The sequence below is a fragment of the Geodermatophilus sp. SYSU D00867 genome (assembly GCF_054050315.1).
This window is the reverse complement of record NZ_JBJGZC010000003.1, coordinates 36,764-54,160: the sequence shown is the minus strand read 5'-3', so window position 1 is coordinate 54,160 and position 17,397 is coordinate 36,764. Positions and strand designations below refer to the sequence as shown.

Genomic DNA, 17,397 nt, shown 5'->3' with positions numbered 1-17,397 from the left:
GGGTCCTCCGTTCACACGTGCCAGGGGAAGCGGGAGAAGTCGGGGTCGCGCTTCTCCAGGAAGGCGTCGCGGCCCTCGACGGCCTCCTCGGCCGCGTAGGCCAGCCGGGTGGTCTCCCCGGCGAACAGCTGCTGACCGACCAGGCCGTCGTCGATCAGGTTGAACGAGTACTTGAGCATCCGCTGCGCGGTCGGGCTCTTGGCGACGATCCGCCGGCCCCAGTCCAGCGCGGTGCGCTCCAGCTCGGCGTGCGGGACGACGCGGTTGACCATGCCCATGTGGTGCGCGTCCTCGGCGGAGTACTCCTCGCCGAGGAAGAAGACCTCGCGGGCGAACTTCTGGCCCACCTGGCGGGCGAGGTAGGCCGAGCCGAAGCCGCCGTCGAAGCTGCCGACGTCGGCGTCGGTCTGCTTGAACCGCGCGTGCTCGGCGCTGGCGAGGGTGAGGTCGCTGACCACGTGCAGGCTGTGCCCGCCGCCGGCCGCCCAGCCGGGGACGACGCAGACGACGACCTTCGGCATGAACCGGATCAGCCGCTGCGCCTCCAGCACGTGCAGCCGGCCGCTGCTGCGGCCCACCTCGTGCTCGTAGCCGTGGCGCCCGCGCACCCGCTGGTCGCCGCCCGAGCAGAACGCCCAGCCGCCGTCCTTCGGGCTCGGGCCGTTGCCGGTGAGCAGCACGCAGCCGACGTCGGTGGCCAGCCGGGCGTGCTCGAGCGCGGTGATGAGCTCGTCGACGGTCTGCGGGCGGAACGCGTTGCGCACCTCGGGCCGGTCGAAGGCGATCCGGACGACGCCGGCGTCGACGGCGCGGTGGTAGGTGACGTCGGCGAAGTCGAACCCGTCGACCGGCTGCCACGCGGCGCTGTCGAAGATTTCCGAGACGTCGTCGCGGGCGCTCATGACGTGAACCTATCCGGGCGTCCGCGACCCCGCCTCAGCCGCCGAGCAGACCGCCCAGTCCGCCGGTGACGCCGCCGGTGACGCCGCCGACGACCCCGCCCACGGTGCCCGTGGCACCGCCGACCAGGCCACCGACCGCCTCGGTGCCACCGCCGACCACGCCGCCCACCGTGTCGGTCAGACCGCCGACCACGCCCCCCACGGCGTCGCCGACGGGGTCCGCCGGGACCGGGGCCGGCGCCGTCGGGACGGGGGCCGGTGCGGCCGGCGCAGGGGGAGCCGGGGCCGCGGGCGCCGTCGTGCCGCCGGACGGGGCCGGGTCGCCCGACGAGCCGGAGCCGGCAGGGGCGCCGCCCGCGGTGCCGGCCGGGGCCGGGGCGGCGGGCGCCGGAGCGGCGGGGACGGCGGGAGCGGGGGCGGCGGGCGCGGCGGCACCGGTCGTCGCGGCCGTGACCGAGCCGGCGATGCCGGTCAGCCCGGCGGAGGGCCCGGTGCCCGCGGTGGCGCGCTGCGACGAGGCCGTGGTGCCGAAGCCCGGGAAGAGGAAGCCGTCGGGCGTGCCGGGGACGCCGAAGGACGGCGTCAGCCGGGCGTAGGTCGGGGGCTGCGCGACCGCGTCGTCGCCGGAGTAGACGCCCGTGCCGCGGTCGCCGGCCACGGCTCCCGAGACGTCCGCGCCGGCCGTGGCCATCAGCGGGGAGACGACGATCCCGGTGACGGCGAAGGACATGAGCACGCGCCACCAGAAGCGCTGCCCCGCGGTCTCGGGAGCCGGCTCGGCGGCGGCCGCCGGGTCCCCTGCCACGACGTCCTCCGTTGCGCGGTGCCGCGCGCCCATGGGTCGACCCCTCTCCGTCGAGGTGGTGAGACTGCCCTCACACGTCCGGTACAACGAAGTACCAGCCCGGTGGTTGCGCTGGCCAGCCGAGTCCCGCGCACGGGCGACCCGCCGCCGCTAGCGTCGGACCCGTGCCCGACGGCGCCGCCCTGCGCGTGGGCACCCTCAACCTCGCCTCCGGTCGCGGCGCCGACGGCCACGCGCTGGCCCCGGCCGCGCTCGCCGCCGCGGTCGCCGGGTTCGACGTCGACGTGCTCGCCGTCCAGGAGGTCGACGTCGGCCAGCCCCGCTCGGGCGGCACCGACCAGGCCGCGGTGCTCGCCGGCGCGCTGGGCGCGGGCGACTGGCGGCACGCGGCCACGCTCACCGGGACGCCGAGCCCGTTCCGCGGCACGTGGTCCGCTGCCGACCCGCCCGGGCTGCGCGGGCCGGAGCGCGCGCCGGACGGCCCCGCGTACGGCGTCGCGCTGCTGGTCCGCCGCCCGGCGCGGGACTGGGCGGTGCTCGGGCTGGGATCCGGCCGCGCCCGGCTGCCGCTGCGGGCGCCGGACCCGGCCACCGGCCGGCCGCGGCTGTGGTGGGTGCCCGACGAGCCGCGGGTCGCCGTCGCCGCCTGCCTGGACGGGCTGACCGTGGTGGCCACCCACCTGTCGTTCTCGCCGCCGACGGCGGTGCGGCAGCTGCGCCGGCTGCGGCGCTGGGTGGCGTCCCTGCCTGGGCCGGTGGTCGTCGCCGGCGACCTCAACCTGCCCGGCGGGCTGCCGGCGCGGCTGCTCGGCGCGACCGCACTCGTGCGGGAGGCGAGCTTCCCGGCGCACGGGCCGCGCCTGCAGCTGGACCACCTGCTCGCGCTGGGCCGGGTGACCGCCCGGGACGCCGCCGCCCACCGGCTGGGCGTGGGCGACCACCGGGCGCTGACCGTGACGGTCGGCTGAGCTCAGGCGGCGAGCAGCGGCCGCAGCCGGTCCATCGAGGCGGCCAGCCCCGGGTGCAGCGCGACCTGGTGCAGCGCGGCCAGCGGCACCCACGCGACGCCGGTGCTCTCGCCGTCGAGCCGCAGCCGCGACGGGTCGAGGTCGCCGACCGGGCGGGCCAGGACGGTCGTGTAGGTCCAGCCGCCGTGGTCGTCGACCGAGCGGGCACCGAGCACGAGGTCGGCGGCGGCCAGCCCGAGCTCCTCCTCGACCTCCCGCAGCGCGCCCTGCTCGGGCGTCTCGTCCTCGTGCAGCGCCCCGCCCGGCGTCCCCCACGTCCCGCCGTGGTGCGACCACAGGGCGCGGTGCTGCAGCAGCAGCTCGGGGCCGTCGCCGCCGTCGCGGTGCACCAGCAGGCCGGCCGCGCCGGCCCGGCCCCAGTGCCGGTGGCCCAGGGAGCAGGTGGTCCAGCCGTCGGTGGGGGTCAGACGGATGGTCGCCACCCGGACAAGTGAACCGCAGCCGGCGCGGGAGCCGGTGAACCGCACTGGCAGGATCCGGGAGGACGACCGGCGACGACGACGGAGGCACCCCGCATGGCGACCACGACGACGATGGCCGAGGTCCCGGGCCTCATCGGGCAGGAGCTGGGCACCAGCGACTGGTTCGAGGTCACGCAGGACCGGGTGGACACCTTCGCCGACGCGACCGGCGACCACCAGTGGATCCACGTCGACGTCGAGCGGGCGAAGGCCGAGAGCCCCTTCGGCGGGCCGATCGCGCACGGCTACCTCACGCTGTCGCTGCTCGTGCCGCTGTTTGCGCAGGTCTTCGCGGTCACCGACACCGCCATGGGCGTCAACTACGGCCTGAACAAGGTGCGCTTCCCCTCGCCGGTGCCGGTCGGCTCCCGCGTGCGGCTGACCGCGACCCTCAAGGACGTCGAGCAGGTCGCCGGCGGGCTGCAGCTGACCTTCTCCGCCGTCGTCGAGCGCGAGGGCAGCGAGAAGCCGGCCTGCACCGCCGAGCCGGTCTACCGCTACTACGGCGGCTAGCCACCAGCGCATGCGGATCGCCGTCTTCACCGGCAGCCGGCCCGGGCCGGAGTCGCACCGGAGGGCCGCCGCGCACCTGGCCACGGGCCTGGCCGAGGCCGGCGTCGGGGTCGTCTACGGCGGCGGGCACGTCGGGCTGATGGGCGTCGTCGCCGACGCCGCCCTGGCCGCCGGTGGCGAGGTGGTCGGGGTGATCCCGCAGCACCTCGTCGACGACGAGCTGGCCCACCCCGGCCTGCCGCGGCTGGAGGTCGTGGCCTCCATGCACGAGCGCAAGGCGCGGATGGCCGAGCTCTCCGACGCCTTCGTCGCGCTGCCCGGGGCCGCCGGCACGCTCGAGGAGCTCTTCGAAGCCTGGACCTGGGGGATGCTCGGCCTGCACGCCAAGCCGGTGGTGCTGCTCGACGTCGACGGGTTCTGGCAGCCGCTGCTCGCCCAGCTGGGCCGCATGGCCGACGACGGCTACCTCGAGCGGCGCCGGCTCGACGCGCTCGGCGTGGTCACCGACGCGGCCGGGCTGCTAGCCTTCGTCGAGGGCTACCAGCACCCGCCGCGGAAGTGGGCGCCCACCCCGCCCTAGGACCAGGTCGGAGCGGCGGTGCCCTGCGCCTCGGCCTCCAGCTGCCAGGCGCCCTTGCCGTCGATCGACTCACGGATGACGTCGGCGTGGCCGGCGTGCCGGGCCTGCTCCTCGATCTGGTGCAGGAGCAACCAGCGGACGGTGGACACGGTGCCCTCGGGCAGCCAGCGCGCGACGCCGTCGGGGACGCGACCACCCGGTCCAGGTCGCGCTCGGCGCGCACGACCTCCTCGGTCTCGCGCGCCACCTCCGCCTGCCGGTGCAGCAGGACGTCCACGGTCTCGCCGGGGACGACGGTGGACCCGGCCATCCACTCGGCCTGCGGATCGCCCTCCACCGCGTGCGGACGGCGCCCGACCCGCCCGGCCAGGTCGGCCCGCTCGCCCTGGGTCACGTGCTCGAGCAGCGCGGACAGCGACAGCTCGCTGGCGCTCGGGGTCGCGCGCGCCTGCTCCTCGGTGAGCCCGTACAGGGCGTTGCGCAGCGCGGTGCGCTGGTCGGCCAGCAGGCGCAGCAGCAGCTCGCGCTCGTCGGGTGCGGTCACCCGGCCACCCTGCGCCGGGACCGGGCGGCGGGACAGCGCCCGGCTGGCCGCCGGCCGCGGCGCTGCCTAGCGTCGCCCCCGTGGAGCGCTGGGACGTCGTCGTGGTCGGGGGCGGCCCGGCGGGCGCGGCGGCGGCGCTGGCCGCGCGGCGCGACGGCGCCTCGGTGCTCGTCCTCGACCGGGCCGACTTCCCGCGCGACAAGGTCTGCGGCGACGGCATCGCCCCCGAGGCACTCGACGTGCTCGCCGGGCTGGGCGCCGACGTCGCCGCGCTGACCGCCGGCTACGCGCCCGCGCCGCGGCTGTCCCTGCGCTCGCCCGGGGGCGCGGCGGTGGAGCGGGCCATGCACCGGCCGTCGTCGGTGGTGCCGCGCGCGGTGTTCGACGCCCGCGTGCTCGCCGCGGCCCTCGACGCGGGGGCGGTGTTCCGGCGGCACGCCGTCCGCCGGGTCACGCCGGGACCGGACGGCGTCGACGTCGACGGCGTGCTCACCGCCGGGGTGCTGGTCGGGGCCGACGGCGCGGAGTCCGTCGTGCGGCGGGCGCTGGGCCTGCCGCGCAACCCCGACGACCGGATGGCTGTGGCGCTGCGCGGCTACGCGCCCGAGCTGCCCGGCCAGGGCGGCACCCAGGTGCTGGTGACCACCGAGCAGCGCTGGCCTGCCTACGCGTGGTCGTTCCCGCTCGGCGACGGGCGGGCCAACGTCGGCTACGGCGAGCTGGTCTCCGGCGGGGCCACCCGGGCGGCGCTGGTGGAGGGGCTGCACCGGCTGCTGCCCGGGGTCGAGCCCGGGGGGCTGCGGGCGCACCGGCTGCCGCTGTCCACCGGCCGGCCGCGGCAGCCCGACGGGCGGGTGCTGCTGGCCGGCGACGCGGCGTCGCTGGTCAACCCGATGACCGGCGAGGGGATCTTCTACGCGGTGCTGTCCGGGGCGCTGGCCGGGGCGGCCGCGTCGGCGGGGGCGGCCGCGGGCGCGGTGCACCGGAGGGCGCTGCGGCGGCGGCTGGGCGCGCACCACCGGTCGGCGTCGGCGGCGTCGTGGGTCAGCCGGTGGCCCCGGGTGATGGACGCGGCGTTCCGCGCGGCGGCGGGCGACCAGCGGGTGTTCGACGACGTCGTGGCGCTGGGCCTGGCCGACGGCCGGCTCACCGCCCGCACGCTGGCGGCCGCGGCCCGGCACCTGCGCTGAGCCGCCGCTACGCGGGGGCGACCTCGACGCGGCCGCGGCCGGCGCGCTTGGCGCGGTACAGGGCCCGGTCGGCGGCGGCGTAGAACTCGCGCATCCCGACCGCGGCGCCGCGGGCGTGCGCCACCCCGACGCTCACCGACATCGCCAGCAGGCTGCCGTCGGGGAGCGCGAGCGGCGTGGACAGCACCGTCCCGAGCACCGACTCGGCGCGGGCGACGGCGACCTCGGCGGTGCACCCGGGCAGCAGGACGGCGAGCTCGTCGCCGCCCAGCCGGGACAGGACGGCGTCGCCGGCGCGGATCTGCCGCCGGATGATCCCGGCGAGGTGGACCAGCGCGTCGTCGCCGACGGGGTGGCCGTGCTGGTCGTTGATCTGCTTGAACGAGTCGACGTCGAGCAGCAGCAGGGCGGTGCCGTCGGCGCCGGCGGGGCCGGTGAGCGCGACGGCGAGCGCGTCGTCGAAGACCCGGCGGTTGACCAGGCCGGTGAGGGTGTCCACGGTGGCCTGCTGCTCCAGGGCCTCGACCAGCCGCTCCTGCACCGCGCCGGCCCGTTCCAGCATCACGGCGACCACGGCGAGCACGGTGCCGAGGAGGAGGGCGTCGCTGACCGCGTTCTCGACCGGCACCAGGTGCAGCAGCACGGTGGCGTTCGCCGCCACGGCCAGGGCCGTGACCAGCGTGACGGCCGCCCGCCGGAGGTGGGCGGCCGCCCACAGCACCGGGAACGCGAGGAAGGCCTGGGCGCCGGCCGACGGGTCCTCGGTCACGACGTTCAGCCCGGCGACCAGCAGGACCCCGGTCACCGCGAGCAGGGGGAACACGCCACAGCGGTCGAGCCGCTCGGGCGCGAGACGACGGCACGCGACGGCGCTCGCGACGAGGACGGCGACGACGATCCAGCACGCCGCCAGGGTCAGCGGCGAGGCGGCGTTCGCACCGAAACCGTTGACCGCGGCGAGGGCGCCCGCGGAGATGCCCAGCACGAGGACCAGCGAGCGGGCGGCGGCGCGCGGCTGCCGGGCTCTCAGTCCCCGGTGGATGGCCACACCCCCTCTTCGGCAGCAGCGGCCCCCGGGATGAGCCGACCCACCCACAGGGGTGAGAGGAACCCCGGCGGGTCCGCGGGACGCGCCGCGCACCTCCGCGGGGTCAGTCGCGCCGGTGCGCCTCGGCGGCCGCCGTCCGCACCACCGCCCGGAGCCGGTCGGCCAGGCCGGGCGGGCAGCAGTCGGGGTCGACGAGGACGTCGTCGGCGCCGGCCGTGAGCAGCCGCGCCCGGGTGGCCCGGTCGGCGTCGTCGCAGAGGACGAGGACGGCGGTCCCCGGCACGGCGCCCAGCTCCGCCACCCGGTCGACGGCGTCCCGGCCCCGGCCGGTCACGAGCAGGACGGCGTCGGCCTCCGGCGCGGCCGCCCCCGGCACGACGACGGGGAGGCCGTCGCGCAGCAGGACGCCGCGCAGCGCCCGGCTGCGGGCGTCGTCGGGCGCGGCGAGCAGCACGACGGGCTCCCGGCCCCGCCCCGCGGACCGGTCCCCGGCGGCCTGCAGGACGGCGCCGGCGGCGGCGACCGCGCCGGCCAGGTCCTCGGGCGGCACCGGACGGGCGAGGTGGTGGCCCTGCAGGTGGTCCACGCCGAGCTCGACCAGCCGGGCCGCCTGCACGCCGGTCTCCACGCCCTCGGCGGTGACCTCCAGGCCCAGGCAGTGCGCGAGCGTGACCATGGCCGTGAGGATCGGCTGGTCGTCGGCGCCGTCGCCGATCTGCTGCACGAACGAGCGGTCGATCTTGATGCCGTCGACGGGCAGGGCCTGCAGCCGGCCCAGGGAGGAGTAGCCGGTCCCGAAGTCGTCGATGGCCACCCGGATGCCCGCCGCCCGCAGCTCGTCGAGCTGGCCGACCACCCGGGGCCCGGCCTCGAGGAACACCGTCTCGGTCACCTCGAGCAGCAGCTGCCCGGGGCGCACGCCGGTGCCGGCCAGGACGCCGAGGACCGTCGTCGCGAAGTCCGGCTCCCGCAGCTGCACCGGCGAGACGTTGACCGACACCGACCGGCGCCGGTCCGCCGCCAGCCAGCCGGACAGCCGCAGGCACGCGGTGCGCAGCACCCGCTGGCCGAGCGCGCGCACGAGCCCGCTGCGCTCGGCGACGGGCAGGAACTCCGCCGGCAGCGCCAGGCCGCCGGGGCGCGGCCAGCGCACCAGCGCCTCGACCCGGGTGGCCGCGCGGGTGCGGACGTCGACCAGCGGCTGCAGGTGGACGACGAACCCGTCGTCCTCGAGCGCCTGCCGGAGGCCGTTCTCGACGTCGGCGCGGGCGAGGACCGCCGTCGACATGGTCGGGTCGAAGACCGCGTGCCGCCCCTTGCCGGCCTGCTTGGCGGCGTACATCGCGATGTCGGCCTGCTGCAGCAGCGCCTCGGCGGGGACGTGCTCGCCGCCGGCGCTGCGGGCCAGGCCGATGCTGCCGCTGGGCACCAGCTGCCGGTCGCCGAACCGGACCGGGGCGTCGAGGGCGGCGCTGATGCGCCGGGCCACCTGCTCGCCGTGGTCGGCCTCGGCCAGGACGACGGCGAACTCGTCCCCGCCGAGGCGGGCGACCGTGTCCTCGGGTCGGACGCACCGCGTGAGCCGCTCGGCGACCTCGACCAGCAGCCGGTCGCCGGCCTGGTGGCCCAGCACGTCGTTGACGTCCTTGAAGTCGTCGAGGTCGATCAGCAGCACGCTCACGCCGGCGGGCGACCGCGCCTCGAGGGCGTGGGCCAGCCGGTCGGCGAACAGCGCCCGGTTGGCCAGGCCGGTGAGCGGGTCGGTGAAGGCCAGCCGGCGCAGCTGCTCGGCCTGCGCGGCCAGCTCCGCGGCGGCCCGGGCGGCCGCCAGCTCGGCCGCCTTGCGCTCGGTGACGTCGGTGGCGGTGCCGTGGACGCGCACCTCCGCGCCGTGTGCGTCCCGCTCGACCGCGGCGCGGCAGGCCACCCAGCCGGTGGTGCCGTCGGCGCGCAGCACCCGGTGCTCGAGGCCGTACTCCTCCCGGCCGGCGCGGACGTCGGCGAGCAGCCGCACCAGCTCGGCCCGGTCCTCGGGGTGCACCCGCGCCAGGTAGCCCTCGACGGTGGGCACCAGCGCGTCCGGCGGCACGCCGAAGATGCGGTACATCTCGTCGGACCAGGTCACCGTGTCGGTGACGACGTCCCAGTCCCACCGGCCCAGCCGCGCCACCCGCTGCGCCTCCAGCAGCCGCCGCTCGCTCTCCTGCAGGCGCGCCTCGATCGCCACCCGCTCGCTGATGTCCTGCGCCGTGCCGACCAGGAGCACGGCGTCGCCCGCCTCGTCCCGGGTGACCGACCCGCGGGCGCGCACCCAGATGAGCGCGCCGTCGCCGCAGACGACCCGGTGGTCGAAGTCGAACACCCCGCCCGCGCCGAGCGCGGAGAGGATGGCCTGCTCGGCGCGGCTCCGGTCGTCGGGGTGCACCATCTGCATGCAGAGCTCGAAGGTCGGCGTCACCACGGCGGGGTCGAGCCGGTAGACGGCGAACAGCTCGTCGCTGAAGGTCACCGCGCCGGTGCGGACGTCCCACTCCCAGCTGCCCATCGCGGCCAGCCGCTGCGCCTCGGCGAGCCAGCGCCGGCTGCGGGCCAGCGCGAGGACCGGGTCCTCGGGCGCGGGGTCCTCGGGCGCGGGGTCCTCCGGCACGGGGTCCTCCGGCGCCACGCCTCCGCTCATGCCACTCCCCGGACCGGTCCGACTCGGATCTCGTGCGGAGGGGCAGGCTAAGGGACGGAGGGGCGCGCAGCACCCCGGTCGGTGCGCGCGAGCGGAGGGCGTGGGATTCGAACCCACGATGGGTTTGACCCCATAGCGGTTTTCAAGACCGCCGCCATCGGCCACTAGGCGAGCCCTCCCGGCAGGTGGAGGCTAACCCGCCCCGCCGGGCGGACCCACCCGGGACGCCCCGCGCTGTGCGCCCCGCCGCGGCCGCGCCGGGCATGATCCGGGACCGGACGGTGTTGTCCCCCCGACCCGGTCCGCGGCTCCGTCGCGTCGACCCCGCCCCGCACGCCGATCGAAGGACACCCCCTGCCCGAGACCGCTCCCCCGCCGTCCACCCGCCGCCGGGTGCGGCGCCCCGCCGTCGAGCGCCCTCCCGTCCCCACGACGGCGGACCGCGCCGCCGAGCGCGATGCCGCCCGCGCCGAGCGGCGCGCCCAGCAGCTGTGGGTCGAGGACGCCGCGCCGGAACTGCCCGTCCGCACGACCCCGCCGCGGCGGGTCGTGTTCCACCTCGGCCCGACCAACTCGGGCAAGACCCACGAGTCGCTGCAGGCGCTGGCCGCCACCGGCTCCGGCGTCTACGCCGCGCCGCTGCGCCAGCTCGCCCACGAGGCCTACGCCAAGCTCGCCGCGGGCCTGCCCGAGGGCGCCGTCGGCCTGTCCACCGGCGAGGAGGAGGTCCACCCGCAGGCGGCGATCCTCTGCTGCACGGTGGAGAAGGCGCCGATGCGCGGCGAGCTGCTCGTCCTCGACGAGTCGCACTGGATCGCCGACCCCGACCGCGGCCACCACTGGGCCCGGCTGCTGCTCACCGGCGAGTACCGCGAGATGCACCTGATCGCGGCCGCCGAGGCCCACCCGCAGCTGGCGCCGCTGGTGTCCGACGCCGGCGACGTCGAGGTCGTCCACCACCGGCGGCTGTCCCGGCTCGACGTCCTGCGCGCGCCGGTGCGCACCCCGCGCGTCCGCCCGCAGACCCTCGTCGTCGCCTTCTCCCGCAAGACCGTCTACGCCGTCGCCGCCGAGCTCGACCGGCACCGGCCCGGGAAGGTGGGCGTCCTCTACGGCGCGCTGCCCCCGGCCACCCGGCGCGAGGTCATCGAGCGGTTCACCACCGGCGAGCTCGACGTCCTCGTCACCACCGACGTGATCGGCCACGGCATCAACGTCCCCGCGACGACCGTGCTGTTCGCCGAGACGACGAAGTTCGACGGCACCGAGCTGCGGCCGCTGCGCAGCTGGGAGGCCGCGCAGATCGCCGGGCGGGCCGGCCGCTACGGCCTGACCGGGCACGGGACGGTCGGCGTCCTGGCCGGCGTGCCCGGGCTGCGGCCGTCGGCGGCGCTCGTGGCCGTCGGCGCCGAGGTGGCCCGCGGCGAGCGGGTCAGCGACCTGCCGGCCCGCGGGGCGCGGCTGCGCCCGGAGCTCGAGGACCTCGGCGCCTTCGAGGCGGCCGACCTGCCCGAGGCGCTGGTCCGCTGGGAGGCCTGGGCGCACACGGCGACCCGCGACCGGGCGATGACCCCGGACGACGTCGGCGAGCTGGTGCTGCGGGTGCGGGCGCTGCTGCCGCTGCTGCGCGGGCCGCTCGGCGCCGTGGGCGACCTGCGCACCGTCTGGCGCCTGGTGCAGCTGCCGATCGACTACGAGCCGCCGCGGCGCACCCGCTGGCTGGTGCTCGCCCGCGCCGCGCTGCGGCACGCCGCGGGCCTGCCGGTGCGGCCGGAGCTGGTGCTGCCCGACGTCCCGGTCGGCGGGAGCGTCGAGGAGTTCGAGCAGGCCGCCGCGGCCGCGCGCGACGCCCAGGCGCTGCTGCGGCAGTTCCCCGGGGTCGCGGACCTGGACGCCGACGACGCCGCCTGGGTCGAGGAGGAGTGCGCCGAGGCGATCAGCGAGCTCCTGCCCGACGCCATCGCGGTCAGCCGGTCCAGCGCCTGCGCCGAGTGCGGCACCGCCATCGCCCCGTGGTTCTCCACCTGCCGCCCGTGCAGCGCGCCGCGCGGGCGGGGCCGGGACGGCCACCCCCGCGCCGGCGGCCGGGACGGGCGGCGGGCTCCCCGCTCGGGCTCCCGCCAGGGCCGGCGCCCCACCCGCAGCGGCCGCGGCTGACGGGTCAGGTCGCCGGGTCGCCCGCGGTGACCGGCTCGTCGGGCCGCTCGCGCTGCACCGGCTTCCCGACGACGCCGTGCAGGTGGCAGGCGGCGACGTGCCCCGGTGCCGAGCCGACCGGCTGCAGCGCCGGGTCGACGTCCGGGCAGGGCTCGAACACGTCGGGACAGCGGGTGCGGAACCGGCAGCCGCTGGGCACCCGCGCCGGTGAGGGGACGTCGCCGCGCAGCACGATCCGCTGCCGGGACCGCTCCAGCGCCGGGTGCGGCAGCGGCACCGCCGACAGCAGCGCCCGCGTGTAGGGCATCTGCGGCTCGGCGGCGACGGCGGCCGCGGGCCCGACCTCGACCACCCGGCCCAGGTACATCACCGCGATCCGGTCGGACACGTGCCGCACCGCCGACAGGTCGTGCGAGACGAACAGCAGCGTGAGGCCGAGCTGCCGCTGCAGCCGCCGCAGCAGGTTGAGCACCTGCGCCTGCACGCTGACGTCGAGGGAGGCGATCGCCTCGTCGCAGACCAGGAAGTCCGGCTCGCCAGCGAGTGCGCGGGCGATGCCGACCCGCTGCCGCTGGCCGCCGGAGAACTCGTGCGGGTAGCGGGCGGCCACCGCCGGGTCCAGGCCGACCAGCTCGAGCAGCTCGCGCACCCGCGCGGCCCGCGCCTGCCGCCCCGGGTGCAGGCCGTGGACCTCCAGCGGCTCGGCCACCGTCTGCGCCACCGTGCGCCGCGGGTCGAGGGAGGCGAACGGGTCCTGGAACACCATCCCGGCCCGGCGCCGCAGCTCGCGCAGCTCCTTCCTGCCCATCGCGGTGACGTCCGTGCCGTCGAAGGTGACCGTGCCGCCGGTCGGCGGGACCAGCCGCAGCAGCGCGTTGCCCAGCGTGGACTTCCCGCAGCCGGACTCCCCCACCAGGCCCAGCGTCTCGCCGCGGTACACGTCGAGGTCCACGCCGTCGACGGCGCGCAGCACGCCGGTGGTGCGGCGCAGCACCCCGCCCGAGCGGACCGGGAAGTGCACCTCCAGGCCCCGCGCGGAGACCAGGACCTCCCGCTTCGTCGTCGACGTCACGACGCCTCCCCTTCCGCACACCAGGTGGCCGCCCGGTGCGGCAGCCCCGCGCGCCCGGACCCGACGACGGCCAGCGGCGGCTGCTCGGTCTCGCAGCGGGCGTCGCCGCGCACGGGGCAGCGCGGCCAGAACACGCAGCCGGCGGGCAGGTCGGTGGGCGCGGGCGGCGTCCCGGGGATGGTGGCCAGGTCACCGCCGTCGTCGGCGGCGAGGTCGGGCAGCGCGCCGAGCAGGCCGCGGGTGTAGGGGTGCACCGGCCGCTCGAGGACGTCGTCGACCGTGCCGTCCTCCACGCAGCGCCCGCCGTACATGACCAGCACCCGGTCGGCGACGCCGGCGACGACGCCGAGGTCGTGGGTGATCCAGATGACGCCGGTGCCGTGGTCGGCCTGCAGCCGCTCGACCAGGTCCAGGATCTGCGCCTGCACGGTGACGTCGAGCGCCGTCGTCGCCTCGTCGGCGATGAGCAGCGACGGCGAGTTGGCCAGCGCGATCGCGATGACCACCCGCTGCCGCATGCCGCCGGACAGCTCGTGGGGGTAGCGGTCCACCGCGCGGTCCGGGTCGGGCAGGCCCACCTCGCCGAGCAGCTCCACCGCGCGCGCCCGGGCCGCGGCCTTCGACACCGCCCCGTGCGCGCGGATGCCCTCGGTGAGTTGGCGGCCCACGGTGAGCACCGGGTTGAGCGAGGTCATCGGGTCCTGGAAGACCATGCCGACGCCGGGCCCGCGAACCTGCCGCAGCCGGTCGGGGGACATGGTGAGCAGGTCCTCGCCCCGCAGCAGCGCCCGGCCGGTCACCGTGGCCGTCCGCGCCGGCAGCAGGCCCATCAGCGCGAGCACCGAGACACTCTTGCCGCTGCCGGACTCCCCGACGACGGCCACCGTCTCACCCGGCCCGACGGTGTAGCTCAGGCCGTTGACGACGTGCGCCGTCCCGCGCGGGGTGCGCAGGTCCACCCGCAGGTCCTCGACCTCCAGGACCGGTTCCACCGCGGGCTCGGGCAGGGCGCTCACCGTCCGCCCCCGGCCATGAGGGTGCGCTGCCGCGGGTCGAGGACGTCGCGCAGCCCGTCGCCGAGCAGGTTGAAGCACAGCACCGTGACGACGATCGCCAGGCCCGGGAAGACCGTGTACCACCAGGCCTGCTCGATGAAGCCGCGGCCGTCGGCGAGCATCAGCCCCCACGACGGGTTGGGCCGGCGCGGGCCCAGGCCGAGAAAGGACAGCGCCGCCTCGGCCAGCACCGCGAAGGCCAGGCTGATCGAGGTCTGCACGATGATCGGCGGCGCGGCGTTCGGCAGCACGTGCCGGGTGATCAGCCGCCAGTCCGAGGCGCCGACCGAGCGCGAGGCCCGCACGTACACCTCCTCGCGCACACCGAGCACGCTGGCGCGGGTGACCCGGGCGAAGATCGGCACGTAGACGATGCCGATCGCGAGGATCGCGTTGGCCGGCCCGGCGCCGCGGATGGCCACGATCGCGATGGCCAGCAGCACCGCCGGGAAGGCGAACAGCACGTCCATCAGCCGCATCAGCGTGTCGTCGACCCACCGGCCGTAGTAGCCGGCGAGCAGGCCGATGAGCGTGCCGACGACCAGGGCGAACGCGACCGACAGGAACCCGACCCGCAGCGACGTCGCCGCGCCCAGGATCACCCGGCTGAGGATGTCGCGGCCGAACTCGTCGGTGCCGAACGGGTGGTCCCAGCTCGGCGGCTGCAGCTGCAGCGACGGGTCCTGCTCGTTGGGACCGTCGGGGGCGAGCGTCTCGTCGAAGACCGCCATCAGCACGATCAGGAGCAGGACCACGGCCGAGACGGCGGCGGTCGGGTTGCGGGCCAGCAGGCCGAGCGTCTCCCGCCAGCGGGGGCGTGGCGGGGCCGCCGTCGGCAGCGGCTCGGCGGGCGGGGGGGCGGCCGGGGTGGCGCCCGGCGTCGGCAGCTGCGTCATCGGCGGGCGATCCTCGGGTCGATGCGGCTGTAGAGCAGGTCCACCAGCAGGTTGATGACGAGGAAGACCAGGGCGAACAGGAGGACGGCGCCCTGCAGCACGGGGAAGTCCCGGTCGCGCACCGCCTGGTAGGCCAGCTGCCCCAGCCCCGGCCAGGAGAAGACGATCTCCACGACGACGACGCCGGACAGCAGGTAGGCCAGCTGCACGCCGGTGACCGTGACCAGGGGCAGGAGGGCGTTGCGCAGCACGTGCCAGGTCAGCACCTGGCGGGTCCCGACGCCCTTGGCCTGCGCCGTCCGCACGTGGTCGGAGCCCAGCGCCTCGAGCATGCTCGACCGGACGAACCGGGTGATCACCGAGCCCGAGACGACGCCGGTGGCGACCGCCGGCAGCACCAGCCGCTGCGCCCAGCCCAGCGGGTCCTCGGTCAGCGGGACGTAACCGCCCGAGGGCAGCCAGCCCAGCGTCCCGGCGAACACCAGGATCAGCATGATCGACAGCCAGAAGTCCGGCACCGAGATGCCGAACTGGCTGACGACGGTGGCCAGCCGGTCGACGAACGACCGCGGGTGCAGCGCCGAGAGCATCCCGAGCGGCAGCGCGATGACCAGCGCGACCAGCAGGGACGCGAAGGCCAGCGTCAGCGTGGCCGGCAGCCGCTCGGCGATCAGCGAGGTGACCGTCTCGCCGCTGCGGAAGCTGACCCCGAGGTCACCGGTGACCGCCCGCCCGGCCCAGGTGAAGTACTGCTGGACCAGGGGGAGGTCCAGCCCGCTGCGCTCCCGCAGGGCGTCGTAGGTCTCCTGGGAGAACCGCGTGCCGAGGGCCAGGCGGATCGGGTCGCCCCGCACGAGGTGGATGAGGGAGAAGACCAGGACGCTCACGCCGGCCAGGACCACGATCGCCTGGCCGGCCCGCCGGAGCAGGTACCCGGTCAGGGCAGCTCCACGTTCTCGAAGTCGATCGCCGCGTCGGCCCGCACCTGGTAGCCGGTCAGCCCCGGCACCCAGGCCTGCACCTCGTCGGGGTTGTAGAGGTACAGGTAGCTGACGTCGTCGACGATGATCCGCGCGGCCTCGTCGTAGAGGCCCTTGCGGGTGGCCTGGTCCGGCTCCGTGGCGGCGCGGGTGAGCAGGTCGTCGACCTGCGGGTTGCTGTAGCCCTGGTAGTTGCTGCCGCCGGTGGACAGGTGCTGGTTCTCGTAGAAGTCGGCCGGGTCGATGTTGCCGATCCAGCTGAGCATGAAGGCGTCGAAGTCGCCCTGGGACTGCCGGTCCAGCCAGGTGGCGAAGTCCTCCTCCTGGATCTCCACCTGGATGCCGATCGGCTCGAGCTCGCTGGCGATCACCTGGGCGGCGGCCACCGTCTCCGGGTACTCGTCGGTGACCATCAGCCCCATCGTCAGCGGCGTCTGCACGCCGGCCTGGGCCAGCAGCTGCCGGGCGGCCTCCTCGTCCGGGGTGAACGGCGCGTAGTCCAGGTACCAGGGGCTGCCCTCGGGGATGGCCGTCTGGTTGGGCTGCGCGGCGCCGAAGCGGGCGGCCTGGGTGATCTCGTCGCGGTCCAGCGCGGTGGCGATCGCCCGGCGCACGTCCCGGTTGTCGAACGGCGGGACGGCGTAGTTCATCGACAGGTAGAAGTACTCGACGCTGGTGACCGAGCCGAGCTCGACCGCCTCGTCGTCCTCGAGGTCCGCCACGTTCTGCGGCGGGACGTTGTCGGTCCACTGGACCTCGCCGTTGCGCAGCGCGGTCAGCGCGGAGCTGGGCTCGGCGATGTAGCGGAACTCGACGCCGTCGATGGCCGGCGCCCCGCCCCAGTGGTCGTCGAAGGTGGTGAGGGTGGTGGCGTTGGCGTCGGAGCTCTCCAGCCGGAACGGGCCGGTGCCGTTGGCCTCGCTCTGCAGGTCGAACTCCTCGGCGGCGTTCTCCGAGACGATCGCCATGCCCTTGAACGACCCGATGAGCTCGAGCAGGTTCGGCGTCGGCCGGGTCAGGGTGATGACGACGGTCCGCGGGTCGGGCGCCTGCACGTCGGCGACCGTGGCGAAGCGGTAGGCGTTGGACAGCTCCTCGTCGATGATCCGCCGGTAGCTGTAGACGACGTCGGCGGAGTCGAACTCGCTGCCGTCGTGGAAGGTGACGCCGTCCCGGAGGGTGAAGGTCCAGGTCAGCCCGTCGGGGCTGGTCGTCCACGACTCGGCCAGGCTCGGCTGCATCGTGAGGTCCTCGGCGCTGGGGACGACGAGGGTGTCGTAGACGTTCTCCAGCACCTGGAAGCTCGCGTAGGCGTTGGTGACGTGCGGGTCGAACTGGTCGGGCTCGGCGCTCACCGCGGCGACCAGGACGTCGTCGCCTCCCCCGCCGCCGCCTCCTCCTCCGGTGTCGACGCTCTCCCCGCCGCCGCAGGCGGAGAGGACGAGGGCCGCCGCGGCGGCGAGGGGCAGGAGCCGGTTCGTGCGCACGG

16 protein-coding genes, 1 tRNA gene and 1 pseudogene are annotated in these 17,397 nt (G+C 76.5%); 5 read left to right on the top strand and 13 right to left on the bottom strand.

What is annotated here, in order from left to right; translation table 11 throughout:
• Window positions 1-11: 11 nt before the first annotated feature.
• A complete protein-coding gene (locus ACI8AK_RS03810) occupies window positions 12-902 on the bottom strand; it encodes a 1,4-dihydroxy-2-naphthoyl-CoA synthase (RefSeq protein WP_387988561.1) in 891 nt (296 codons plus the stop codon).
• A 34-nt stretch (window positions 903-936) separates the two neighbouring features.
• A complete protein-coding gene (locus tag ACI8AK_RS03805; RefSeq protein ID WP_456955137.1) occupies window positions 937-1,707 on the bottom strand; it encodes a hypothetical protein in 771 nt (256 codons plus the stop codon).
• Window positions 1,708-1,871: 164 nt separating this feature from the next.
• On the opposite strand from ACI8AK_RS03805, the gene ACI8AK_RS03800 reads away from it, so the two are divergent.
• Entirely contained in the window at window positions 1,872-2,675 is an 804-nt protein-coding gene (locus ACI8AK_RS03800) for an endonuclease/exonuclease/phosphatase family protein (RefSeq protein ID WP_456955136.1), read from the top strand.
• 2 nt (window positions 2,676-2,677) lie between these two features.
• Here ACI8AK_RS03800 and ACI8AK_RS03795 read toward each other — a convergent pair whose 3' ends face one another.
• Window positions 2,678-3,157 carry an NUDIX domain-containing protein gene (locus ACI8AK_RS03795; RefSeq protein WP_456955135.1) on the bottom strand — a complete coding sequence of 160 codons (480 nt, stop codon included), beginning with the start codon at window positions 3,155-3,157 and terminating at the stop codon, window positions 2,678-2,680.
• 93 nt (window positions 3,158-3,250) lie between these two features.
• On the opposite strand from ACI8AK_RS03795, the gene ACI8AK_RS03790 reads away from it, so the two are divergent.
• Together ACI8AK_RS03790 and ACI8AK_RS03785 are read left to right on the top strand one after the other, a co-directional pair.
• Window positions 3,251-3,709: a MaoC family dehydratase gene (locus ACI8AK_RS03790; RefSeq protein WP_387990421.1), complete on the top strand. Its 459-nt coding sequence runs from the start codon at window positions 3,251-3,253 to the stop codon at window positions 3,707-3,709.
• A 10-nt stretch (window positions 3,710-3,719) separates the two neighbouring features.
• Window positions 3,720-4,289, top strand: a complete 570-nt coding sequence (locus ACI8AK_RS03785) for an LOG family protein (protein ID WP_456951073.1) — start codon at window positions 3,720-3,722, stop codon at window positions 4,287-4,289.
• On the opposite strand, the gene ACI8AK_RS03780 is transcribed toward ACI8AK_RS03785, so the two are convergent.
• Both ACI8AK_RS03780 and ACI8AK_RS03775 read right to left on the bottom strand, forming a co-directional pair.
• Entirely contained in the window at window positions 4,286-4,453 is a 168-nt protein-coding gene (locus ACI8AK_RS03780; protein WP_456955260.1) for a mycothiol transferase, read from the bottom strand. The genes ACI8AK_RS03785 and ACI8AK_RS03780 overlap by 4 nt on opposite strands.
• Before the next feature lie 29 nt (window positions 4,454-4,482).
• Window positions 4,483-4,833 (bottom strand): annotated as a pseudogene (locus tag ACI8AK_RS03775) (mycothiol transferase); the annotation flags it as partial.
• An 80-nt stretch (window positions 4,834-4,913) separates the two neighbouring features.
• On the opposite strand from ACI8AK_RS03775, the gene ACI8AK_RS03770 reads away from it, so the two are divergent.
• Window positions 4,914-6,023 (top strand): NAD(P)/FAD-dependent oxidoreductase, encoded by a 1,110-nt coding sequence (locus ACI8AK_RS03770; protein WP_456955134.1) that lies wholly within the window; start codon window positions 4,914-4,916, stop codon window positions 6,021-6,023.
• Window positions 6,024-6,030: 7 nt separating this feature from the next.
• Here the strand turns inward: ACI8AK_RS03770 and ACI8AK_RS03765 are convergent, their stop codons facing one another.
• The 3 genes from ACI8AK_RS03765 to ACI8AK_RS03755 form a co-directional block, all read right to left on the bottom strand.
• Window positions 6,031-7,071, bottom strand: a complete 1,041-nt coding sequence (locus ACI8AK_RS03765) for a GGDEF domain-containing protein (RefSeq protein WP_456955133.1) — start codon at window positions 7,069-7,071, stop codon at window positions 6,031-6,033.
• A 103-nt stretch (window positions 7,072-7,174) separates the two neighbouring features.
• A complete protein-coding gene (locus ACI8AK_RS03760; RefSeq protein WP_456955132.1) occupies window positions 7,175-9,748 on the bottom strand; it encodes an EAL domain-containing protein in 2,574 nt (857 codons plus the stop codon).
• Window positions 9,749-9,840: 92 nt separating this feature from the next.
• Window positions 9,841-9,927, bottom strand: a tRNA-Ser gene (locus tag ACI8AK_RS03755).
• A gap of 214 nt (window positions 9,928-10,141) precedes the next feature.
• Here ACI8AK_RS03755 and ACI8AK_RS03750 point away from each other — a divergent pair.
• Window positions 10,142-11,905 (top strand): helicase-related protein, encoded by a 1,764-nt coding sequence (locus tag ACI8AK_RS03750; protein WP_387990437.1) that lies wholly within the window; start codon window positions 10,142-10,144, stop codon window positions 11,903-11,905.
• A 4-nt stretch (window positions 11,906-11,909) separates the two neighbouring features.
• Here the strand turns inward: ACI8AK_RS03750 and ACI8AK_RS03745 are convergent, their stop codons facing one another.
• The 5 genes from ACI8AK_RS03745 to ACI8AK_RS03725 are packed head-to-tail and all read right to left on the bottom strand — an operon-like array spanning window position 11,910 to window position 17,395.
• Window positions 11,910-12,977, bottom strand: a complete 1,068-nt coding sequence (locus tag ACI8AK_RS03745; protein ID WP_387990439.1) for an ABC transporter ATP-binding protein — start codon at window positions 12,975-12,977, stop codon at window positions 11,910-11,912.
• On the bottom strand, window positions 12,974-13,993 hold the full coding sequence (locus tag ACI8AK_RS03740) for an ABC transporter ATP-binding protein (RefSeq protein ID WP_387990442.1): 1,020 nt from the start codon (window positions 13,991-13,993) through the stop codon (window positions 12,974-12,976). Before ACI8AK_RS03740 ends, ACI8AK_RS03745 begins: the two co-directional genes overlap by 4 nt.
• A complete protein-coding gene (locus tag ACI8AK_RS03735; RefSeq protein WP_387990445.1) occupies window positions 13,990-14,928 on the bottom strand; it encodes an ABC transporter permease in 939 nt (312 codons plus the stop codon). The genes ACI8AK_RS03740 and ACI8AK_RS03735 overlap by 4 nt, the downstream gene beginning before the upstream one ends.
• A complete protein-coding gene (locus tag ACI8AK_RS03730) occupies window positions 14,925-15,857 on the bottom strand; it encodes an ABC transporter permease (RefSeq protein WP_456951107.1) in 933 nt (310 codons plus the stop codon). Before ACI8AK_RS03730 ends, ACI8AK_RS03735 begins: the two co-directional genes overlap by 4 nt.
• Before the next feature lie 8 nt (window positions 15,858-15,865).
• Window positions 15,866-17,395, bottom strand: coding sequence for an ABC transporter substrate-binding protein (locus ACI8AK_RS03725; protein ID WP_387990447.1), 1,530 nt, complete (start codon window positions 17,393-17,395; stop codon window positions 15,866-15,868).
• Between the last annotated feature and the right edge of the window lie 2 nt (window positions 17,396-17,397).

What these genes read in the sequence shown, in the direction of transcription:
- ACI8AK_RS03810 (WP_387988561.1), bottom strand. Translation starts at nt 902, where the DNA reads ATGAGCGCCCGCGACGACGTCTCGGAAATCTTCGACAGCGCCGCGTGG.
- ACI8AK_RS03790 (WP_387990421.1), top strand. Translation starts at nt 3,251, where the DNA reads ATGGCGACCACGACGACGATGGCCGAGGTCCCGGGCCTCATCGGGCAG.
- ACI8AK_RS03785 (WP_456951073.1), top strand. Translation starts at nt 3,720, where the DNA reads ATGCGGATCGCCGTCTTCACCGGCAGCCGGCCCGGGCCGGAGTCGCAC.
- ACI8AK_RS03760 (WP_456955132.1), bottom strand. Translation starts at nt 9,748, where the DNA reads ATGAGCGGAGGCGTGGCGCCGGAGGACCCCGTGCCGGAGGACCCCGCG.
- ACI8AK_RS03735 (WP_387990445.1), bottom strand. Translation starts at nt 14,928, where the DNA reads ATGACGCAGCTGCCGACGCCGGGCGCCACCCCGGCCGCCCCCCCGCCC.